This is a genomic window from Novosphingobium sp. JCM 18896, assembly GCF_025938095.1.
Taxonomy (GTDB): domain Bacteria; phylum Pseudomonadota; class Alphaproteobacteria; order Sphingomonadales; family Sphingomonadaceae; genus Novosphingobium.
In genome coordinates this window covers 68,420-86,944 of record NZ_JAPCZF010000002.1, presented here as the reverse complement: position 1 = coordinate 86,944, position 18,525 = coordinate 68,420, and the positions used below count along the sequence as shown (strand labels likewise).

Genomic DNA, 18,525 nt, shown 5'->3' with positions numbered 1-18,525 from the left:
CATGGAAACTGCCAAAGCGCTCCCGCTCCCGATGCCCGGAATCATCACCCCCGCGAACGCGGTGAAACCGCCGGTCGTGGTTGATGAGACGCCGCCGTGGCTGATGGAAGAGACGACCCCGGTGCCGCGTCCGCGCAAGCCTGCGGTCGCAGTGGCTCGGGCGCGCAAGGCCGAGCCACTGCACTGGGGTGTGGTCGCGCTGACCGCCTTCACCGCGATCGGCGTGCTGTTCGGTTCGCATGGCCCCTCGCAATCCAAGGAACTGCTGCCGGTGATGATCAAGATCCCGGTGCGCTGAACCCTGCCGCTCAGGGATCGACGAAGTTCGCCGGCCGCTTCTCGGTCTGGCTCATCATCGCCTCGATCTGATTGCGCGTGCCGAGCAGTCGCTGCTGCTCGAAGCTTTCCGCGGCAAGAATGTCGTCGAGCGGCAGGTCGCCGCTGCGATTGAACAGCGATTTCGCTGCGCGCACCGCGCTGGGGCTACGTCGTGCGATGTCCTGCGCCAGCGCCACGGCTCGGGCCACGGGATTGGCGTCGACCACTGTCGCGAAACCGAATTCGAGCGCTTCTTCGCCCGAGAACTCGCGGTTGGTATAGGTCAGCTTGCGCAGCACGTCCTCGCGCACGCAGCCGCGCCACAGCGCGAAGCCGCCCATGTCGGGCACCAGCCCCCATTTCATTTCGAGCACGGCCATGCGCGTTTCGGGCGCGACGACGCGGATGTCGGCGCCGGCGGCGATCTGCAGTCCGCCGCCCATGCAGACGCCGTGGACCGCGGCGATCACCGGCACCGGCAGCTTGCGCCAGACCAGCGCAGCTTGCTGGAAGTGGTTGGCATTGCCGTGGGTGCGCTGGGTCAGCGGCAGGGCCTTGCCGCCGAGTGCGGCCTCGAAGGTCGCGAGATCGAGGCCGGCGCTGAACGCCTTGCCTTCGCCCGAGAGCACCACGCAGCGCAGCCCGGGCAGGTCGAACAGCGCCTGGCCGGCGGCGATCGGCGCTTCGAACATCGCGGGGTCGAGCGCATTGAGCTTGTCGCCGCGGGTCAGGGTGACGCGGGCGACACCGTCTTCGTCGACGAGGATGGCGACCCGGTCGCTGACGGGCAGGGGGTGGGTCATGGGCCGTGGTCTCCGATCGCTATCCCGTCGGGGCTGCCGACGATGAGATCATGCCAGCGCCGATCGATGATGGCCATCGGCACGGCCGCCGTTTCTGCTTCGCCTGCGACGGCCAGCATGTAGCCGCCGCCGGGCGCCGTGCGAACCAGGTCGCGCAACCCGGCGGCAGCCAGCTTGGCGCGCAGGCGGAAGATGTGGACCGCCAGGCTGTTGGTGTCGGGGACGTGGCCCAGCCGCCAGACCTCGCGCAGCAGCGTGCGCTTGCCGACGGGCTGACCCGGGCTATCGGCCAGTCGCCAGAGCAGCGCGAACTCGCGCGGATGCAGCGCCAGCGGACGATTGGCGACGATGCCGTCGCGCGTCAGCAGGTCCAGCCGCAGCGGTCCGATCGCGCGGCGGCCGGGCAGCATCTGCGCGTGTCCGGCAACCCTTGCCGCGCGCGCTTCGACTTCGGTCAGCGCGGGGGCTTCGCCGAGCACGTCGCCAAAGCCGAGGCCGAGCAGGCGCGCGCGCTCGCCGCTGTCGGCGACGCCGAGCAGCAGCACGCGATCATGACGCGGCCGGGGGTAACTGCGATGGAGCTGGGACCAGGCGTGCTCGTCCATGCCCGCGACATGCGCGAGCGCCACCGACTCGCCGGGTTCGGCGGCGGGCTCCGGCCGGGTCAGGTGCCAGCCGCAGCGCCGCAGATCCCAGGCGGCCGGGATTTCGGTTGCGCACAACCAGTGAAAGTGGCGCACTCCACGCCCCCATCGGCCTTATGTTCTTTGCTGTCCCGAGCCATGGCGCGTCGAATCGGCGCCATGACCGGGAAAGAACACCGCAAGTCGGATGCGTTAACAATACCGACGGGGGTGGGGTGCGGCCATCAGGCGGCCGAGCTGTTCACACCCATACTGGACAGGTAGCGCTTGATGTTGCGCGCGGCCTGGCGGAGGCGCTGCTCGTTCTCGACCATGGCGATGCGGACGAAGCCTTCGCCGTCCTCGCCATAGCCGACGCCGGGGGCGACGGCGACTTCGGCATGGGTCAGGAGCTGCTTGGAAAACTCCAACGATCCCATATCCTTAAGTGCCGGCGGCAGCGGTGCCCAGGCGAACATCGAGGCCTTGGGGGCAGGGATTTCCCAGCCCGCGCGACCGAAGGCCTCGACCATCACGTCGCGGCGCTTCTGGTAGAGGTTGCGGTTCATCTCGACGATGTCCTGCGGGCCGTTCAGCGCCGCGCAGGTGGCCGCCTGGATCGGCGTAAATGCTCCATAATCGAGGTAACTCTTCACGCGCTTGAGCGCGGCGATCAGCCGCTTGTTGCCCACGGCGAAGCCGACGCGCCAGCCGGCCATCGAGAAGGTCTTCGACATCGAGGTGAATTCGACCGCGACGTCCTTGGCGCCGGGCACCTGCAGGATCGAGACGGTCGGGTTGCCGTCGTAGTAGAGCTCCGAATAGGCGAGGTCGGACAGGATCCAGACCTTGTTCTCCTTGGCCCAGGCGACGAGGCGTTCGTAGAAGGCCAGGTCGACCGTCTCGGCGGTCGGGTTCGACGGATAGTTGACGATCAGGATCGACGGGCGCGGCACGGTGAAGGCCATCGCACGGTCGAGCGCACGCCAATAGTTCTCGTCGGGCGTCGTCGGCACCGAGCGGATCGTCGCGCCGGCGATGATGAAGCCGAAGGTGTGGATCGGGTAGCTCGGGTTCGGTGCGAGCACGACGTCGCCCGGCGCGGTGATCGCAGTCGCCATCGAGGCGAGGCCTTCCTTCGAACCCATGGTCATCACGACCTCGGTGTTGGGATCGAGATCGACGCCGAAGCGGCGGCCGTAATAGTTGGCCTGCGCCTTGCGCACGCCGGGGATGCCCGCCGAGGCCGAATAGCCGTGCGCATCGGCCTTCTGCGCGACTTCGCACAGCTTGTCGACGATGTGCGCGGGCGGCGGCAGGTCGGGATTGCCCATGCCGAGGTCGATGATGTCCCTACCGGCGGCGCGGGCTGCGGCTCGCATGTCATTCACTTCGGCGATGACATAGGGCGGCAGTCGCTTGATGCGGTAGAACTCGTCTTCCATGACTTCTGGCAATCCAGTTTCCATGCGGCGGAATTGCCGCAGGGAAACGCTCTAGGCGGATAAACGGGCGCTGGCAAATGGCTGTCGCCGGGCTATCTTGCAAAGCGGATGGAGAGGACTCGATTGTTTCCCGCGGGTCACACCACGGGGCTAGCGGAATGCCAAAAGGAGTCCTGTGGTCATGGCAGACAAGTCGCGTTCGGACGGGGGCGCGCCGGACATTTTCGCTGAACTTCTGCGCAGCCAGACCGAGGCGGCCTCGCAGGTGTTCGGCCAGCTCTTCGCGCCGGTTCTGCCCAAGGGCACGGCCGAGGCCGCGCCTCCGCCCTGGGGGGACGTGACCGAATCCCTGCAGGCGATGTGGGGGCAGTTCCAGAACGTGCCCGCGGCCGACTATGCCGATCCCGCGAAGTTGACCGGCTTGCTCGAATCCTGGCACCGTCAGGTGCCCTTCGCCGACCTCGATAACCAGAAGCGCCTCTGGGGCGATAGCCTCCAGCTCTGGCAGTCGGTGCTGGGCCAGTACGGCATCGGCCCGCTGACGCAGGACGACAGCCCCGACGGCGAAGCCAAGCTGCCGCGCAGCGACCGTCGCTTCGCCGATCCCAAGTGGCGTGAGCAGCCATTCTTCGCGCTGATCCACCAGGCCTATCTGCTGTTCGCCGAACAGGCCGAGGCTCTTGCCGACGGCGTCCAGGGGCTCGACCCCGCCCGGCAGCAGCAGCTCCGCTTCCTGACGCGCGCGATCGTCGACGCGCTGAGCCCGGCGAACTTCGCGCTGACGAACCCGCTCGCGCTCGAACGGGCGATCGAGACCCAGGGCGAGAGCCTGACCAGGGGGCTCGAGCACATGATGGCCGATCTCGGCCGCGGCCAGCTGACCCACACCGATCCCGAAGCCTTCAAGCTCGGCGAGAACATCGCGGTGACGCCGGGCAAGGTCGTCCACGAGACGCCGCTCTACCAGCTGATCCAGTACAGCCCGACGACCGACAAGGTCTTGGCGACGCCGCTGGTGATCTTCCCGCCGTGGATCAACCGCTTCTACATCCTCGATCTCAACCCGGCGAAGAGCTTCGTGCGCTGGGCGGTCGAGCAGGGCGTGACCGTGTTCATGGTATCGTGGAAGTCGGCCGACGCGAGCATGGCCGAGGTCGTTTGGGACGATTACGTCCGCGCGCAGATCGACGCGATCGACACCGTCCGCGACCGGCTCAAGGCGCCGTCGACGCATGTCATCGGCTATTGCGTCGCGGGCACGACGCTGGCCGCGACCCTAGCCGTGCTCGCGCGGCGCGGCGAGGCCGACAAGGTCAAGAGCGCGACCTTCTTCACCGCCCAGGTCGATTTCGCCGACCCCGGCGACCTCAAGCACTTCGTCGACGACCAGCAGATCGAGACGATCGGCACGCTCGCGCCAGAGGGTTTTCTGGATGGCCGCTATATGGCGGCAACCTTCAACCTGCTGCGCGGCAACGACCTGATCTGGTCCTACGTCACCAAGAACTACCTGATGGGCGAGGACTATCCGGCCTTCGACCTGCTCCACTGGAACGGCGACGTCACCAACCTGCCGGCCAAGTGGCATTGCGCCTATCTGCGCGACCTGTATCGCGACAACCGCCTGGTCGAGCCCGATGCGCTGAGCGCCGACGGCACCCCGATCGACCTGCGGCTGATCGCCACGCCGGCCTATATCCAGGCCGGGCGCGAGGATCACATCGCCCCGCCCGAGAGCGTCTGGAAGCTGACGCGCCAGCTCAAGGGCCCCTGGACCTTCCTGCTCGCCGGCTCGGGCCACATCGCCGGCGTGGTCAATCCGCCCAGCTCGAAGAAGTACGGCTTCTGGACCAACGACGCGCCGGGCGACACGCTCGAAGGCTTCATCGCCGGGGCACAGGAGCATCCGGGATCGTGGTGGCCGCACTGGCTCGGCTGGCTGCGCGGGCAAGACTCGGCGGAGGTCAAGGCCACCGGCAAGCGCGTTCCGGGCGCACGCGGCGACAAGGTCATCGAGGATGCCCCTGGGCGCTACGTCAAGACGCGGTGAGCCGTGGCGGGCTAGCGACGGTTATGTTGCTGCTATGTTGCACTGCACAATAATAGCTTGACCGGCTCGCTGCCGAGTTTATTGTGCAATGCAGCAGGGCTGTCGCGCGCCAGTGCGGGGCTCCTGTCGCATCAGCCGAGGATTCCTACCGCATGGCCGATTCAGACGAGACCAAAGCCGAAGCCTCGGCCGAGAAAGCCTACGCCGCCGCCTCCGAAGCCGTCGGCGAGAAGATCGCTCCCGAAAGTCCGCTCGAAACCGTCGCCGTGCCCGAACAGGTCGTGCCTGAAGCGGTTGCGCCTGCAGAGACGAGCATCGCTCCCGTCGAATTTCCGGCCAAGTCCAAGCGCGAACGCAAGCCGCGTCCGGCTGCAGTGGTCACGCCCGAGCCGGTCGAGGCCGCCGCGCCGCCGGCCCTCGTCAAATCGGCCGCCAAGCCGGCCCGTCCCCGCGCGCCCGCCAGCAAGACGATCCGCGCGACGAAATCGGTGGCCAAGCCCGCGCCGAAGCCGGCGATCAAGCGCGCTGCCGCCAAGGCTGCGGCGCCGAAACCGAAACCCGTTGTCGCGAAGACGGCCAAGCCTGCCAAGGCGCCGGTCCGTCCCGCTGTGAAGCCGAGCACCCCTTTCCTCGCCCAACTCAAGGAAATCCCCATGGACGTGACTGCATCGATCAAGGAAGCCGTCAACGGCGCTCAGGAAAAGGCCAAGGACGCCTTCGCCAAGACCAGCGCCGCCGCCAGCGAATACGGCGAATTCGCGAAGGGCAACGTCGAGGCTTTCGTCGAGTCGGGCAAGATCCTCGCCTCGGGCCTCCAGGAAATGGGCAACACCTTCGTCGCCGACAGCAAGGCGGCCTTCGAGACCGCCACCGCCGACGTGAAGGCCTTCGCCGCGATCAAGTCGCCGACCGACCTGTTCAAGCTGCAGACCGAACTGCTGCGTCGCAACTTCGACACGGCCGTGGCCTACAGCACGAAGACCGGCGAAGCCGTCGCCAAGCTGACCAACGACGCTTTCGCGCCGATCTCGGGCCGCGTCAGCCTTGCGGTCGAGAAGCTGAAGAAGGCCGCCTGATCCTCCGAACCCGCGCCTCGGCGCGCGGTTCGACGTAAAAAACGGACCGGGCGGCGCGTGGCCGGCCGGTCCGTTTTGCGTTTACCACCTTCGATGGCTTGTCGTTTGCCCCTGGCTTGCGATATTCTCCCGCGATGCATCACGATTTCGGCTTTCTTGATTCCCTCTCGCCGCTGCGCGTGCGCGCCGGCGATGACGACGATGCGGGCGGCAACGGCGATGCCGGCGGCCAGGACCAACTCGGTGTCGCCACCAAGACCCGCGCGAAGCCCAAGAAGCCGAGCCAGTTCAAGGTGCTGATGCTCAACGACGATTACACGCCGATGGAATTCGTCGTGATGTGCCTCAAGCGCTTCTTCAACATGGACCTCGAGCAGGCGACGCGCGTCATGCTCCACGTCCACCAGAAGGGCGTCGGCGTCTGCGGTATCTTCCCTTACGAGATCGCCGAGACCAAGGTTAACCAGGTGATGGATTTCGCCCGGCAGAACCAGCACCCGCTGCAGTGTACGCTCGAAAAGGCCTGACCCGACCGTTCCGGGCGCCGCTCGGCAGGCCCGTCTTGGCCTAAGATATTGGCACCGAAGGCGCAGTTCGCGCGTTTTGGCGCGATGGTACGGCTTTCCGCATGCAAAACCGCTTCCGCCCGCCGCCTGGCGGCGATAGGGGTTTTGCGCAAAGGCTCATCATCCCGGCCGACGGAATCGCCACACCCGTGAAATTCTTCACCGCCATTGACCGCTACATCTTCAAGTTGACCTTGATGCCGATGCTCGCGGTCTTCGCGATCGCGGCCTCGCTGCTGATGCTCGACAAGATGCTCAAGCTGTTCGACTTCGTCGCGGCCGAGGGCGGACCCGTGGGCGTCGTGTTCAAGATGCTGGCGAACATGCTGCCCGAATATGCCAGCCTGGCGATCCCGCTGGGGCTGATGCTCGGCGTGCTCTTCGCCTTCCGCAAGCTGGCCACGTCGAGCGAGCTCGACGTCATGCGCGCGGTCGGGCTCAGCTATACGCGGCTGCTGCGTGTGCCTTATCTGATGGCGCTGGTGCTCGTCGCGGTGAACTTCGCCAATGTCGGCTATCTCCAGCCGCTGGCGCGCTACTACTACGAGCAGCTCCAGTTCGAGCTGCGCTCGGGCGCGCTCGGAGCGGCGATCAAGGTGGGCGAGTTCACCACATTGCAGGACAAGATGGCGCTGCGCATCGAGCAGAGCCGCGACGAGGGCCGCCAGCTGATCGGCATCTTCGCGCGCCTCGCCGACGACAAAGGCCAGGTCCTGTCGATTTCTGCGCGCGAAGGGCGCTTCCTCGCGTTGCAGGGCCGGCCCGACACGATCATCCTGCGCCTCGTCCAGGGCCAGATCGTCCAGGAGGTACCGAACGAGACGCCGCGCGTGCTCAGCTTCACGCGCCACGACCTACCGATCGACCTGCCGGCGATCGAGCAGTTCCGCGCCCGCGGCGAGAAGGACCGCGAATATATCCTGCCCGAACTGCTCAAGATCGGCTGGAACGATACCCTGCCCGAGGACGTGAGGATCAAGAGCCAGGCGAGCTTCAATTACCGCATGGTCGAGGTCGTGATGATGCTGCTGGTGCCGCTGCTGGGTCTCGCCCTGGCGATCCCGCCCAAACGATCGAGCTCGGCACTCGGCATGTTCGTCTCGGTGGTGATGGTGACCGTCTACCACAAGATCAACGAGTACGGGCAGAATGTCGCCTCGCTCGGCCGGATCGACCCGACCCTGGCGCTGTGGGGACCTTTCGTGATCTTCGCCGCGCTGATCGTGTGGATGTACTGGCGCGTCGCCTATGTCCCCGGCGGCCAAGCCATCGGCTGGCTCGAGACCGGATCGCAGAAGCTGGTCAAGCGCGTCCAGGCGCTGATCAAGCGGCGTCAGCGACAGGCGGCCTGAGGAACATGGTGCAGCTCGATTTCTTCCCCTCGCGAACCCTGACGCTCTATCTCGCGCGGCTGTTCATCACGCGCGTGCTCGGCGTGCTGCTGATGCTCGTGCTGGTCCTGCAGATGCTCGACCTGCTCAGCGAGAGCGGCAAGATCCTCGAATACCAGGGCAACGGCCAGGCGCAGCTCTGGACCTACGTGACCCTGCGCGCGCCGCAGCTGATGGCGCGCTTCCTGCCCTATTCGGTGCTGCTGGCGACGATCGTCACGCTGTTCACCCTGAACCAGAACAGCGAGGTCATCGCGATGAAGGCGGCGGGGCTGTCGGCGCATCAGGTGCTGGCGCCGCTGTTCCTCACCGCGATCGTCGTCGCGGGCCTCAGCTTCGCGTTCAACGAGCGCGTGGTGACCCGCGCCAATGCCACGCTCAAGGTCTGGCAGAGCGCCAACTATGGCCCGTTGCCCAAGGACTCGGGGGTGCGCAGCAACGTCTACGTGCGCGACGGCGCGAACATCCTGATGGCGGGGACGGTGACCGGCACGGGGCGCGACATGGTGCTCCAGAACGTGTCCTGGTACCGCCGCGACGCGCAGGGGATGGTGGTCGAGCAATTGCGCGGGCCGCGCGCCACTTTCGTCGGCCCGGGCTGGCGACTGGAAAATCCGGTGCGCTTCGACGTGAAGACGACGATGACCCAGACGCTCGCCTCGCAGGTCATCGCGCAGAGCGTCGAGCCCGGTCAGATCGCGATCAGCGCGGTCGATGCCGATGCGCAGAGTCTGTTCGAACTGTCGGATTCGATCGCCGATCTGCGCGCCGCCGGACGCCGCACGACCGAGCTCGAGGGCAAGTGGTGGCACAAGATTTCGGGACCGCTGTCCTCGGTGCTGATGCCGCTGCTCGGTGCGCTCGCGGCCTTCGGTCTCGCGCGTTCGGGTCAGGTATTGATCCGCGCGATCATGGGCATGGCGCTGGGCTTCACCTATTTCGTCATCGACAACGCCGCGCTCGCGATGGGCAATTTCGGCGGCTACCCGCCGCTGGTCGCAGCCTGGGCGCCGTTCCTGCTGTTCGCGCTGATCGGCGAGACCGTGCTCATCCGCACCGAGGAATAGGCGCTGTCCTTGCTTCCGCCGTGAGGCGGGCGGATTCTAGCCGTCAGGCGGCCTTGCGTCCCATCGTGCTGCGCACCAGCCGCGCCATCAGCGGCCACAGGCCGGTATAGCTGGCCTTGTGATAGGTCCCGTCGAGGTCGAAATGCGCCGATATCCGGCGGTGCGCCTCGGCCAGCGAGTGGTAGGGCATCGACGGCAGCAGGTGGTGCGTGGCGTGATAGCGCAGGCCGACGGGCGCCCACAGCTCGGCGATCGGGCCCGGCGGCGGGACGTCGACCGAATCGAGGAACTGCGCGGTCACCGTCATCGGCTCACCCTCGTTGACCCAGAGGTGCGCGACGAGCGTACGGATCTGGTTCAGCAGCGCGGTGGCCGCGACGACGGCGATCGCGATCAGCAGCGGTCGCCAGCCCCAGGCCCAGGAGGCGGCGATCACGGCAATCGCCCAAGTGCTGGCGCCCAGCTCCAGCCAGAAGACCCGTCGCGCGAAGGCACCTTCGGGCGGACGGCGGCGAAAGGCGGGGTTGATCGCCAGCGCCGAGGCGCTTTCCCACACGCGTTTGCGCAGCGCCGGAAAGATCGCACCCAGCGGCACCAGCAGCGCCGATCGCAGCAGCAGACCGGGCGGCAGCAGGATGGCCAGCAGCGCGAAGGTCGGCAGCGAGGCCGGCTTCATCCGCGCGAGCGGCAGGTATTCGGGATCGTCCAGGGTGCCGTAGCGGGTGCGGGCATGATGCAGCGTATGCACGCCCTCGTACATGAACGAGGGGGTGAGCAGCGGGATACCGACCAGCAGGTTCCAGCCCAGGCGAAAGCCGGGCAGGGCGTCCTTGTGGATGTGGGTCAGCTCGTGGATGAACAGCAGCGCGCGGTACAGCGCCAGCGCCGAGATCAGCCCGGCGGCGGTCGCCGCCCAGGGATTGTCCAGCAGGATCGCCGCCGCCAGCGCGGCATAGCCGAGCGCGGCCGAGCCCAGCATGTCGGTCCAGTAGATGGCGGGACGCGCCTCGGCGATGTCGCGGGTCAGCTCGACCGCAGCCCGGAGCATCGGCATGTCGTCGGCAATGCGCGACGAGCTTTCATCTGTCTTGGGGCTGGTCTCGATCGCTTGGTATGCCGTCATTCAATCAGTTCCGGTGGGTCCTAGGGCCTGTCGGGATTGAGCACGTACCCACTCTTTGCGCCGAAATTGCGGCCCGGCTGGAATTCGCTGCCGGGATGGTCCACAACGCAGGCCAATGCAAGGGCCAAGGGGCAAAGGCGCAGCTCGCCCGCTTCCGCGTGCCTCGATCGCAACAGAGAAAGTGATATAGTGGCCTCTGCCGAAGTTTCCATCCTCCCGGTGACCACCAAGGCCGATCGCAAGGCGTTCATCGATCTTGCCTATCGGCTCAATGCGAGCGATCCGCACTGGGTCCCGCCGCTGCGCGCCGACGTCGAGGAACTGCTCAACCCCGCGAAGAACCCGTTCTTCGAGCATGCCGAAGTCCAGCTGTTCCTCGCCTACCGCGGCGGCCAGGTGGTAGGCCGGATCTCGGCGCATTTTGACCGGCTGGCCTGGACCCTGCCGCCCGAGCAGGGGATGGGGCCGGGCACCGGCAACTGGGGCCTGTTCGAGGCCGAGGACGAGGCGGTCGCCGCCGCGCTGATCGAGACCGCCGAGGAATGGCTGCACCAGCAGGGCATGACGCGCGTGCTCGCGCCGATCAGCCTGTCGATCTGGGACGAGCCGGGCCTGCTGGTGAAGGGGTTCGATCACGATCCGGTGATCATGATGGGCCACCATTCGCCGCGCTATCGCGCCTGGATCGAGGCACGCGGCTATGGCCATGCCAAGTCGCTGCTGACCTACGACCTGCCGATCGCCGACGGTTTCCCGCCGCTGATCAACCGCATCGTCGCCTCGGGCGAGAAGAACCCGCGCATCCGTATCCGCCGCGCCGACAAAAGCCGCTTCAAGGAAGAGGCCGAACTGGTCTTCCACATCCTCAACGATGCCTGGTCGCAGAACTGGGGTTTCGTGCCGATCACCCAGCGCGAGATCGACTACGTCGCCAAGAAGATGAAGCCGATTATCCGCGAGGACCTGCTGATGATCGCCGAGGTCGACGGCGAGCCGGTCGCCTTCATGCTGACCTTCCCCGACCTCAACCGCGTGATCAAGCCGTTCGGCGGCAAGCTGTTCCCGTTCAACTTCATCAAGCTGTTGCTCTGGGCGCGCAAGCCGGTGTCCGACCGGATGCGCGTACCGCTGATGGGCGTGGTCAAGAAGCTGCAGTCGTCGCGCCTCGCCAGCCAGCTCGCCTTCATGATGATCGAATACATCCGCCGCGAGGCGGTGTCCGAACTCGGCGCCAAGACCGCGGAGATCGGCTGGATCCTCGACGACAATCAGGGGATGATCGCGATCGCCGATGCGATCGACAGCAAGGTCAACCGCGAATACGTGATCTACCAGAAGGGGTTGTAGGACCGCCGCCGTCAGCCCTCTCTTTTGGTTCGTCATCCCCGCGAAGGCGGGGATCCATCACCGATGCTGGCGATAAAAGGCGTCGGTGCGAGGGGGCGGAACCTTGGGAGATGGATCCCCGCCTTCGCGGGGATGACGAAAAGTAGGTAGTAGTGGCGGTCGGCCTACTGCACCGGCTCTGCGGCGATAGACGGCGCCGCCGCCGGTGCCGGGGCTTCGCTGGCCGTGCCGGCTTCCTCTTCACCCGCGGCGGCAGCAGCGCCGCTCGCCGTCCCCTTGCCGCCCTTGCCCGCGGCCTCGGTCGGGGGCGGGGCCAGCGGCGGTTTCGACTGTAGCGTGTCGTAAGGCAGCATCGCATCGCTGGCCGAGCCGGGCAGGATCTCGCCCTGGGCCGTGGCGGCCTCGGGCGTCTTCTTCTCGCCCTGGCAGGCGGCGAGCGCGAGCGGGATCAGGCACAGCGCGGCGCGAACGACGGCAGGGCGCAAAGGCGGTTTCATTCGGCGGCCTCACAGGAATCGGAAGGGCAGGGCTTGTCGAGCGCGGCGAGGAAGTTCCCCGCTTCGGCCAGCAGGGCTTCGTCCCAGGTCGCCTGATCGACGGTCACGCCCAGCCGCTCGAGGCTGGTCACGCCGTATTCGGCGATCCCGCAAGGGACGATGCCGTTGAAGTGCGACAGGTCGGGCGCGAGGTTCACCGCGAAGCCGTGCATCGTCACCCATTTGCGGATGCGCACGCCGATCGCGCCGATCTTCGCCTCGCGGCCGTCGATGTCCTGGGTCCAGATGCCGATGCGGCCCTCGCTGCGGAAGGCTTCGACCCCGAAGCGCGCGAGCGCGGCGATCACCCAGCCTTCCATCGCGTGGACGAAGCCGCGTGCGTCGCGCGCGCGCTTCTTGAGATCGAGCAGGACATAGCCGATGCGCTGGCCTGGGCCGTGGTAGGTGTAGCGCCCGCCGCGCCCGGCCGAGACCACCTCGAACCGCGGATCGAGCAGTTCGGGCGCCGCGGCGCTGGTGCCGGCGGTGTAGACGGGCGGGTGTTCGAGCAGCCAGATCAGCTCGCGCGCGCTGCCTTCGGCGATCGCCGCATTGCGCTCGGTCATCTCGTCCAGCGCCGTGCGATAGAGCACCAGCGCCCGATCGACGCGCAGTTCGATATCGCCGGGAAGCTCGCCGGGGAATCTCTCAGTCATCGCGCGTTGCGTGGCGGCATTTGCTGCGGTTATCAAGGGGACATGACAACGAAGTTCGACGGCAACCTCGCCTGGAAGCAGGCCTCCTCCGCTCTCGCGGCCAATCGCGAGCTGCTGCTCGCGCTGGCCGGGGTGTTCTTCCTGCTGCCCAGCCTTGCCTTTGCGCTGTTCCTGCCGCAGCCCGAGCCCACGCCGGGGGCGGGCCCCGAGCAGATGGTGGCGGCGATGCAGGGCTATTACCTGTCGGTCTTTCCCTACATGCTCGGCACGGCGCTGATCCAGGCGACGGGCACGCTCGCCGTGCTGACCCTGTTCACCGATCGCACGCGGCCCACCGTCGGCCAGGCCATCAAACTTGGGCTCGGCGGCCTGCTCAGCTACCTGGCGGCGCAATTGCTGCTCGGTATCGGCCTCGGTGTGGTCGGTAGCCTGGTGCTGGGTCTGGGGGCGCTGACGGGCTCGCAGGTGCTGGTCGGTCTGCTGATCGTCGCGCTGCTGGTCGGCGTACTCTATGTCGCGGTGAAGACCTCGCTGGTCGCGCCGATCGTCGCGGTCGAGCGCGAGCGCAATCCGGTCTCGGCGCTGCGGCGCTCGTGGCGGCTGACGCGCGGCAATTCGGTGCGCGTGGCGCTGTTCTACCTGCTGTTCCTCGTCGCCTTCGGGCTGATCTTCATCGTCGCGATGGCGCTGGTCGGTATCGTCCTGGCGCTGGTTGCCTCGGGCAGCACGGCGACGACGATCGCCGCAGTCGTGTCCTCGGCTGTGGGTGCGGTGATGACGGTCTATTTCGTGGCGATTCTCGCCGCGGTCCACCGCCAGCTTGCCGGCCCGTCAGCCGAACGCGTCAGCGCGCCGTTTGAGTGAGGTAGAGGACGTCGCGCTCAGGCGTCGGCGTCTTCGTCCTTCCAGCCCCAGAACAGGAAGGCCGGCGGCACGTTCCAGTATTCCATGCCGTTGTCGATGCGGCGGAAGTGGCGTTCCATGAAGGCGCGCGCGCGGGCGGTGAACTGGTAGACCAGGAAGGCGCCGCCGGGCCGCAGGATGCGCCAGGTGCCCGCGGCGATCGCCGGGCCGACCCCGTCGGGCAGCGTCGAGAAGGGCAGGCCCGAGAGCACGTAGTCGGCATGGTCGTGCCCGTGCGACAGGACGATGTCCTCGACGTCGGCGGCCGAGCCGAGCACCGCGGTGAAGCGGCTGTCGGTGATCGTCTTGCGCAGGTAGTCGATGAACAGCGGGTTGGTGTCGATCACGATCAGCGCACCATCACGGCGCAGCCGGTCGAGCACCGGGCGGCAGAAGGTGCCGACGCCGGGACCATATTCGACGAAAAGCTTGCACTCGTCCCAGTCCACCGGTGCGAGCATCTTGGCGATCGTGCGGTCGGACGAGGGGATGATCGAGCCGACCATCACCGGGTTGCGTACGAAGCCTTCGAAGAACACGCCCCAAGGCCCGAAGAATTGCTTCACCCGGCGCTTGAGCTTCTGCGGCAGCGCCTCTTCGGCATACTGTCTGGTGGTCATGCGGGAGACGGGCCTTGCTTATGTGGCAGTTCGATGTCGTGTTTCGGGTATCCCGATTTGCCCGGCCAATGCAAGCCGGGCCAGACGGGCGTCACAGGATTTCCAGAACCTTGTCCTGCGGACGGCACAGGCGAGCGCCTTTGTCGGTTTCGACGAGCGGGCGCTCGATCAGCTTGGGTTCGGCGGCCATGGCGGCGAGCACGGTCGCGTCGTCGGCCTGCGGCAGGCCGCGTTCCTCGGCGTCGGTGCCCTTGAGGCGCAGGCCCTGCTGCGGGGTGATGCCCGCGTCGCGGTAGACTTGGGCCAGCTTCTCGGCGCTCGGCGGGGTCTTCAGGTATTCGACGACGGTGACCTCGACGCCCGGCGTTTCCTCGAGGATCGCCAAGGTCTTGCGCGAGGTGCCGCAGCCGGGGTTGTGCCAGATCGTCGCTTTCATGGGGTATTCTCCTTATTCGGTGTCAACGCCGGCACCGCGCGTCGCGCGGCGGCCGGGCGGATGTTCGGGGCGGGGGCGGCGCTCACGACTTCGAGCCCGCGCGCCATGCGACCGGCGCGCTGGATCGCGCGGACCAGCCGCGGATAGACGCCGCAGCGGCACAGGTTGGTGATCGCCGCCTTGATATCGGCCTCGCTCGGATCGGCGTTGCGCGACAGCAGGCCGGCGGCGGCCATGACGATGCCCGGCGTGCAGAAGCCGCACTGGATCGCCTGTTCGGCGACGAGCGCCTGCTGGACGGGATGCGAGCGATCTTCCGAAAGCCCCTCGACCGTCACCACGACGCGCCCCTCGGCCTCGCCGAGCGTGATCAGGCACGATCGCGTGGCCTCGCCGTCGACCAGCACCGTGCAGGCGCCGCAATCGCCGACGCCGCAGCCGTATTTGGTGCCCGTGAGATTGGCCGCGTCGCGCAGCGCCCAGAGCAGCGGGGTCTGCGGATCCAAGCGGAACTCGACCGGACGCGCGTTGACGGTGAGGGCGGGCATCGGCCTTACTTAACGCGTACCTTGACGCCTGCCCATAGCGTACGCGGCACGCCGACATCGATTGATCCGGCCTGGTTGCGCGTGACGATCTCGGTGTCGGTCAGGTTCTCGCCCCGCAGGACCAGACTGAACGGGCCGGTGACGGGCAGCTCGACATAGGCATCGAGCGTGGTCGCGGCGCGCAGGGAATCGACCTGGAGATCGTCCTCGAACTGCGCGCCGACGTGACGCAGGGTAGTCGAGAAGGTCCAGCCCGGCTGCGGCCGCCAGGCCAGGGTGGCGCTGGCCGCGACCTTGGGGGTCTGCGCCGGACGCAAGCCGTCGAGCGCTGCCTGGGCGCCGCTTGTCTGGACCTCGGCATCGGTCAAAGCCAGCGAACCGTCGAGGCTCACGGTGCCGAAGCGCAGCGCCGCGCCGAATTCGAGGCCCTTCGCGCGCACCGCGCCGACGTTCTGCCGCTGGCGCGTGTTGGTCGCGATGGTGACATTGGCGATCGCGTTCTCGACCTTGTTGTAGAAGGCCGTGACCGAGAGCGTGACCGCGGGCGAAGGCGTGAAGTCGATCCCGACGTCGACGCCGCGCAGATCCTCGTTGCGTAGCGCGGCATTGGCCTGGGTGGTCACGGGGAAGACCACGAAAGGCCGGTAGAGCTCGTTGACCGTGGGCATGCGGATGCCGCTGTAGCCGGCCGCGCGCAGCGCCAGCCCGCCGCCGGCGTTCCATACGGCACCGCCGCGCAACGAGGTGTCCCAGCCCTGGCGATCGCCGAACAGGTTGTTGGTGGTGACCACGCCGGCCGGGCTCGTCTCGCGCAGGAAGCCCTCGCGGATCGTCCAGCGGTCGGCACGCAGGCCCGCGGTCAGCACCACGGGGCCCAGCGTCCAGTCGTCCTCGACGAACAGGCCCACGTCGGTGTTGCGCCCGCCCGCGCGGCGGCGGACGGTGACCGCGCCGGTCGTCGCGTTGTAGCCTTCCTCCTGCAGTTCGGCATCGCCCACGCGCAGGTCGGCGCCGAACCGGAGGACGTGGGCGTCGCCCACGGGCGGCCGTAGCTCGATCTTGCCACCGAGCCCGGTCGAGGGCGTGCGCCGCTGGTCGAGCGTCTTGCGGAAGGCGGTCGAGCTGATCACGACGTTCGAGAAGTCGCGCGCCTGGACATAGGCGAGCACGTCGAACTGCCAGTCGCCGCGGCCGACCAGGCGGATCGAGGCGTCCTGGCCGCTGGCGCTGGTCGTCGCACCGGCGAAGCGCAGCACGCGGTTGTCCTCGAACAGCAGGCCGCGCGCCTGGACCTCGATGTCGTCGGTCAGCGGCGCAACCATGCGGACCGATGTCGACCAGCTGTCGTACTTGGCCTTGACGCTGGCGGGCACGCGCTGGCCCTTGGGCGTGGTCCAGAAGCCCTGGCCGCGATCCCAGCGGCCCGAGACCACGGCGAAGCCCTGGCCGAGCTCGGGCGCGAGCGTACCCGAGAGCGTGGTCTCGCCGCGATCGTCGACCAGCGCCTCGCCCGAGAACAGGCCGAGCTCCTGGGCATTGGCGCTGGTCAGTTCGATCGTGCCGGCGACCGCGCCCGAACCGAAGGCGCCCGAGCCGCCGCCGCGCGTGACGCGCACCGCGCCGAGCCGTTCGGGGGCGATCGCCGAGAGCGGGATATAGCCGAACATCGGATCGGCCATCGGCACGCCGTCGAGCAGGACCAGCGCGCGGCTGGTGGCATTGCCGCCGAGCGCGCGCAGGGTCACGCCCTGCGCCGAGGGGTTCGACGAACGGCTGTCCGAGCGGCGGAACTGCTGGAAGCCCGCGACCGACGACAACAGGTCCTCGATGCGGCCCGAGGCGGTCGAATTGATCCGCTCGCGGTCGATGCGCACGACGTCGTAGGCGGGCGTCGCCGGCGTTTCCGCGAGCCCGCGGCCGGTGACGACGATGGGTTCGTCCTCCGCCAGCGCAACGGTGGGCGCCAGCAGGCATCCGGCGAGTGCCGGTGCGATCCAATAGTGGGCACGGATCATAGCGTCGCGGAATCCTTCAGGCGCGTAGCGATCTCGCGCATCTCCGGCGCCAGCGGATACATGTGCTGGTACTGGAGGATCTGCTTGCCGACGAGCGCGAGACGTCCGGCGAAGCCCGGCACCGAGTTGGGCTTCATCAGCGGCGTGTTGTAGGGCGGCACGTCGGCCGACTGGAACTCGAAGGCGGCCGAGACGCGCGGCTTGGTCTCGCGCGGGCTGCCGTGCGAGCCCCAGTGGAGCACGGCCTGGTTCCACATCAGGATCGAACCCGCCTGCGCCGGCAGCGCACGGACGTCCTGGTAGGCGAACTTCCACTCGCCGTTCTGCGGCGTGTTGTAGGTCGGGTCGCGATCGGCAGGGACCATGTACATGCAGCCGTTGAGCGTGGTCGCATCGGACAGCGGCAGCCAGACGGTCAGCGAGGTCGGCGAGCCGTCGGCGCGCAAGGTCGGCTGGACCTTGTCGCGGTGCGGTTTCCAGCCGCTGTCGTCGCGGCGCGGATCGACGAACCAGACCCAGAAATCGGGCATGCGCAGATAGCCGGGGCCGAGGATCGGCTCGATCAACTGGTGCAGCTTGATGAACAGCGCCCAGAACTCGTCGTAGAGGAAGGCGAAGGGGACGGGGATGCCCTGTGCGTCGAGCTTGGCGACCAGCGCGACCATCTCTTCGAGCGGCAGGTTCCAGCCCACCGGCGGCAGCTGGAAATAGCCTTCCTTGCGCATCAGTCCCTGCAGGGTCTGCTTGATCGCGTCGTCGACCGCGAAAAGTTGCAGAGAGGCGAGGAAATCGACGTCCTCGATCCGTAAGGTCGGCGCCAGTTCGCGCCAGAATTCGGGGCTGGACCACTCATCGCTTCTCGGGACACTTGCCGTGGTAGCCATTCTTCACCTTGTCCGATCGCGGCCGCCGAGCTGCCGGTGCGTGTTTCGCGCCCGATTTCCACGCATCGCGCACCAAAGGCAAGCCTCGATCGGCGCGCCGGCGGCCGCAGGTTTGACA

Annotated in this window: 19 protein-coding genes; 8 read left to right on the top strand and 11 right to left on the bottom strand. The window is 67.5% G+C overall.

Annotated features, from left to right (window positions below; all coding sequences use genetic code 11):
• Nucleotides 1-31: 31 nt before the first annotated feature.
• Nucleotides 32-298 (top strand): hypothetical protein, encoded by a 267-nt coding sequence (locus OLX23_RS06270; protein ID WP_264443834.1) that lies wholly within the window; start codon nucleotides 32-34, stop codon nucleotides 296-298.
• 10 nt (nucleotides 299-308) lie between these two features.
• Here OLX23_RS06270 and OLX23_RS06265 read toward each other — a convergent pair whose 3' ends face one another.
• From OLX23_RS06265 to OLX23_RS06255, 3 genes are all read right to left on the bottom strand, one after another.
• Nucleotides 309-1,121: a crotonase/enoyl-CoA hydratase family protein gene (locus OLX23_RS06265; protein WP_264443833.1), complete on the bottom strand. Its 813-nt coding sequence runs from the start codon at nucleotides 1,119-1,121 to the stop codon at nucleotides 309-311.
• On the bottom strand, nucleotides 1,118-1,861 hold the full coding sequence (locus OLX23_RS06260) for a winged helix-turn-helix domain-containing protein (protein ID WP_264443832.1): 744 nt from the start codon (nucleotides 1,859-1,861) through the stop codon (nucleotides 1,118-1,120). The genes OLX23_RS06265 and OLX23_RS06260 overlap by 4 nt, the downstream gene beginning before the upstream one ends.
• Before the next feature lie 128 nt (nucleotides 1,862-1,989).
• Complete coding sequence (locus tag OLX23_RS06255) at nucleotides 1,990-3,189, bottom strand: LL-diaminopimelate aminotransferase (protein ID WP_264444897.1); 1,200 nt, start codon at nucleotides 3,187-3,189, stop codon at nucleotides 1,990-1,992.
• Nucleotides 3,190-3,370: 181 nt separating this feature from the next.
• Here OLX23_RS06255 and OLX23_RS06250 point away from each other — a divergent pair, with 181 nt between their 5' ends.
• The 5 genes from OLX23_RS06250 (at nucleotide 3,371) to lptG (ending at nucleotide 9,339) form a co-directional block, all read left to right on the top strand.
• The gene (locus tag OLX23_RS06250; protein ID WP_264443831.1) at nucleotides 3,371-5,239 is read left to right on the top strand and encodes a PHA/PHB synthase family protein; all 1,869 of its coding nucleotides are present in this window, start codon (nucleotides 3,371-3,373) and stop codon (nucleotides 5,237-5,239) included.
• A gap of 152 nt (nucleotides 5,240-5,391) precedes the next feature.
• Entirely contained in the window at nucleotides 5,392-6,315 is a 924-nt protein-coding gene (gene phaP / locus OLX23_RS06245; protein WP_264443830.1) for a phasin family protein, read from the top strand.
• Nucleotides 6,316-6,449: 134 nt separating this feature from the next.
• A complete protein-coding gene (gene clpS, locus OLX23_RS06240) occupies nucleotides 6,450-6,842 on the top strand; it encodes an ATP-dependent Clp protease adapter ClpS (RefSeq protein WP_264443829.1) in 393 nt (130 codons plus the stop codon).
• 188 nt (nucleotides 6,843-7,030) lie between these two features.
• A complete protein-coding gene (gene lptF, locus OLX23_RS06235; RefSeq protein ID WP_264443828.1) occupies nucleotides 7,031-8,233 on the top strand; it encodes an LPS export ABC transporter permease LptF in 1,203 nt (400 codons plus the stop codon).
• A gap of 8 nt (nucleotides 8,234-8,241) precedes the next feature.
• On the top strand, nucleotides 8,242-9,339 hold the full coding sequence (lptG, locus tag OLX23_RS06230; protein WP_264444896.1) for an LPS export ABC transporter permease LptG: 1,098 nt from the start codon (nucleotides 8,242-8,244) through the stop codon (nucleotides 9,337-9,339).
• Nucleotides 9,340-9,382: 43 nt separating this feature from the next.
• On the opposite strand, the gene OLX23_RS06225 is transcribed toward lptG, so the two are convergent.
• Nucleotides 9,383-10,462, bottom strand: a complete 1,080-nt coding sequence (locus OLX23_RS06225) for a fatty acid desaturase family protein (RefSeq protein WP_264443827.1) — start codon at nucleotides 10,460-10,462, stop codon at nucleotides 9,383-9,385.
• Between the two features lie 189 nt (nucleotides 10,463-10,651).
• Here OLX23_RS06225 and OLX23_RS06220 point away from each other — a divergent pair, with 189 nt between their 5' ends.
• Nucleotides 10,652-11,809, top strand: coding sequence for an N-acetyltransferase (locus OLX23_RS06220; protein ID WP_264443826.1), 1,158 nt, complete (start codon nucleotides 10,652-10,654; stop codon nucleotides 11,807-11,809).
• 164 nt (nucleotides 11,810-11,973) lie between these two features.
• Here OLX23_RS06220 and OLX23_RS06215 read toward each other — a convergent pair whose 3' ends face one another.
• A complete protein-coding gene (locus OLX23_RS06215; protein WP_264443825.1) occupies nucleotides 11,974-12,306 on the bottom strand; it encodes a hypothetical protein in 333 nt (110 codons plus the stop codon).
• Complete coding sequence (gene lipB / locus OLX23_RS06210; protein ID WP_264443824.1) at nucleotides 12,303-13,001, bottom strand: lipoyl(octanoyl) transferase LipB; 699 nt, start codon at nucleotides 12,999-13,001, stop codon at nucleotides 12,303-12,305. The genes OLX23_RS06215 and lipB overlap by 4 nt, the downstream gene beginning before the upstream one ends.
• A 42-nt stretch (nucleotides 13,002-13,043) precedes the next feature.
• On the opposite strand from lipB, the gene OLX23_RS06205 reads away from it, so the two are divergent.
• Complete coding sequence (locus OLX23_RS06205) at nucleotides 13,044-13,865, top strand: hypothetical protein (protein WP_264443823.1); 822 nt, start codon at nucleotides 13,044-13,046, stop codon at nucleotides 13,863-13,865.
• Nucleotides 13,866-13,882: 17 nt separating this feature from the next.
• Here the strand turns inward: OLX23_RS06205 and OLX23_RS06200 are convergent, their stop codons facing one another.
• The 5 genes from OLX23_RS06200 to OLX23_RS06180 form a co-directional block, all read right to left on the bottom strand.
• Nucleotides 13,883-14,524, bottom strand: a complete 642-nt coding sequence (locus OLX23_RS06200; RefSeq protein ID WP_264443822.1) for a class I SAM-dependent methyltransferase — start codon at nucleotides 14,522-14,524, stop codon at nucleotides 13,883-13,885.
• 91 nt (nucleotides 14,525-14,615) lie between these two features.
• Complete coding sequence (gene arsC / locus OLX23_RS06195; RefSeq protein WP_264443821.1) at nucleotides 14,616-14,960, bottom strand: arsenate reductase (glutaredoxin); 345 nt, start codon at nucleotides 14,958-14,960, stop codon at nucleotides 14,616-14,618.
• Nucleotides 14,957-15,508 (bottom strand): (2Fe-2S)-binding protein, encoded by a 552-nt coding sequence (locus OLX23_RS06190; protein ID WP_264443820.1) that lies wholly within the window; start codon nucleotides 15,506-15,508, stop codon nucleotides 14,957-14,959. The genes arsC and OLX23_RS06190 overlap by 4 nt, the downstream gene beginning before the upstream one ends.
• A gap of 5 nt (nucleotides 15,509-15,513) precedes the next feature.
• A complete protein-coding gene (locus OLX23_RS06185) occupies nucleotides 15,514-17,523 on the bottom strand; it encodes a TonB-dependent receptor (RefSeq protein ID WP_264443819.1) in 2,010 nt (669 codons plus the stop codon).
• Entirely contained in the window at nucleotides 17,520-18,407 is an 888-nt protein-coding gene (locus OLX23_RS06180) for a phytanoyl-CoA dioxygenase family protein (RefSeq protein WP_264443818.1), read from the bottom strand. The genes OLX23_RS06185 and OLX23_RS06180 overlap by 4 nt, the downstream gene beginning before the upstream one ends.
• Nucleotides 18,408-18,525: the final 118 nt, after the last annotated feature.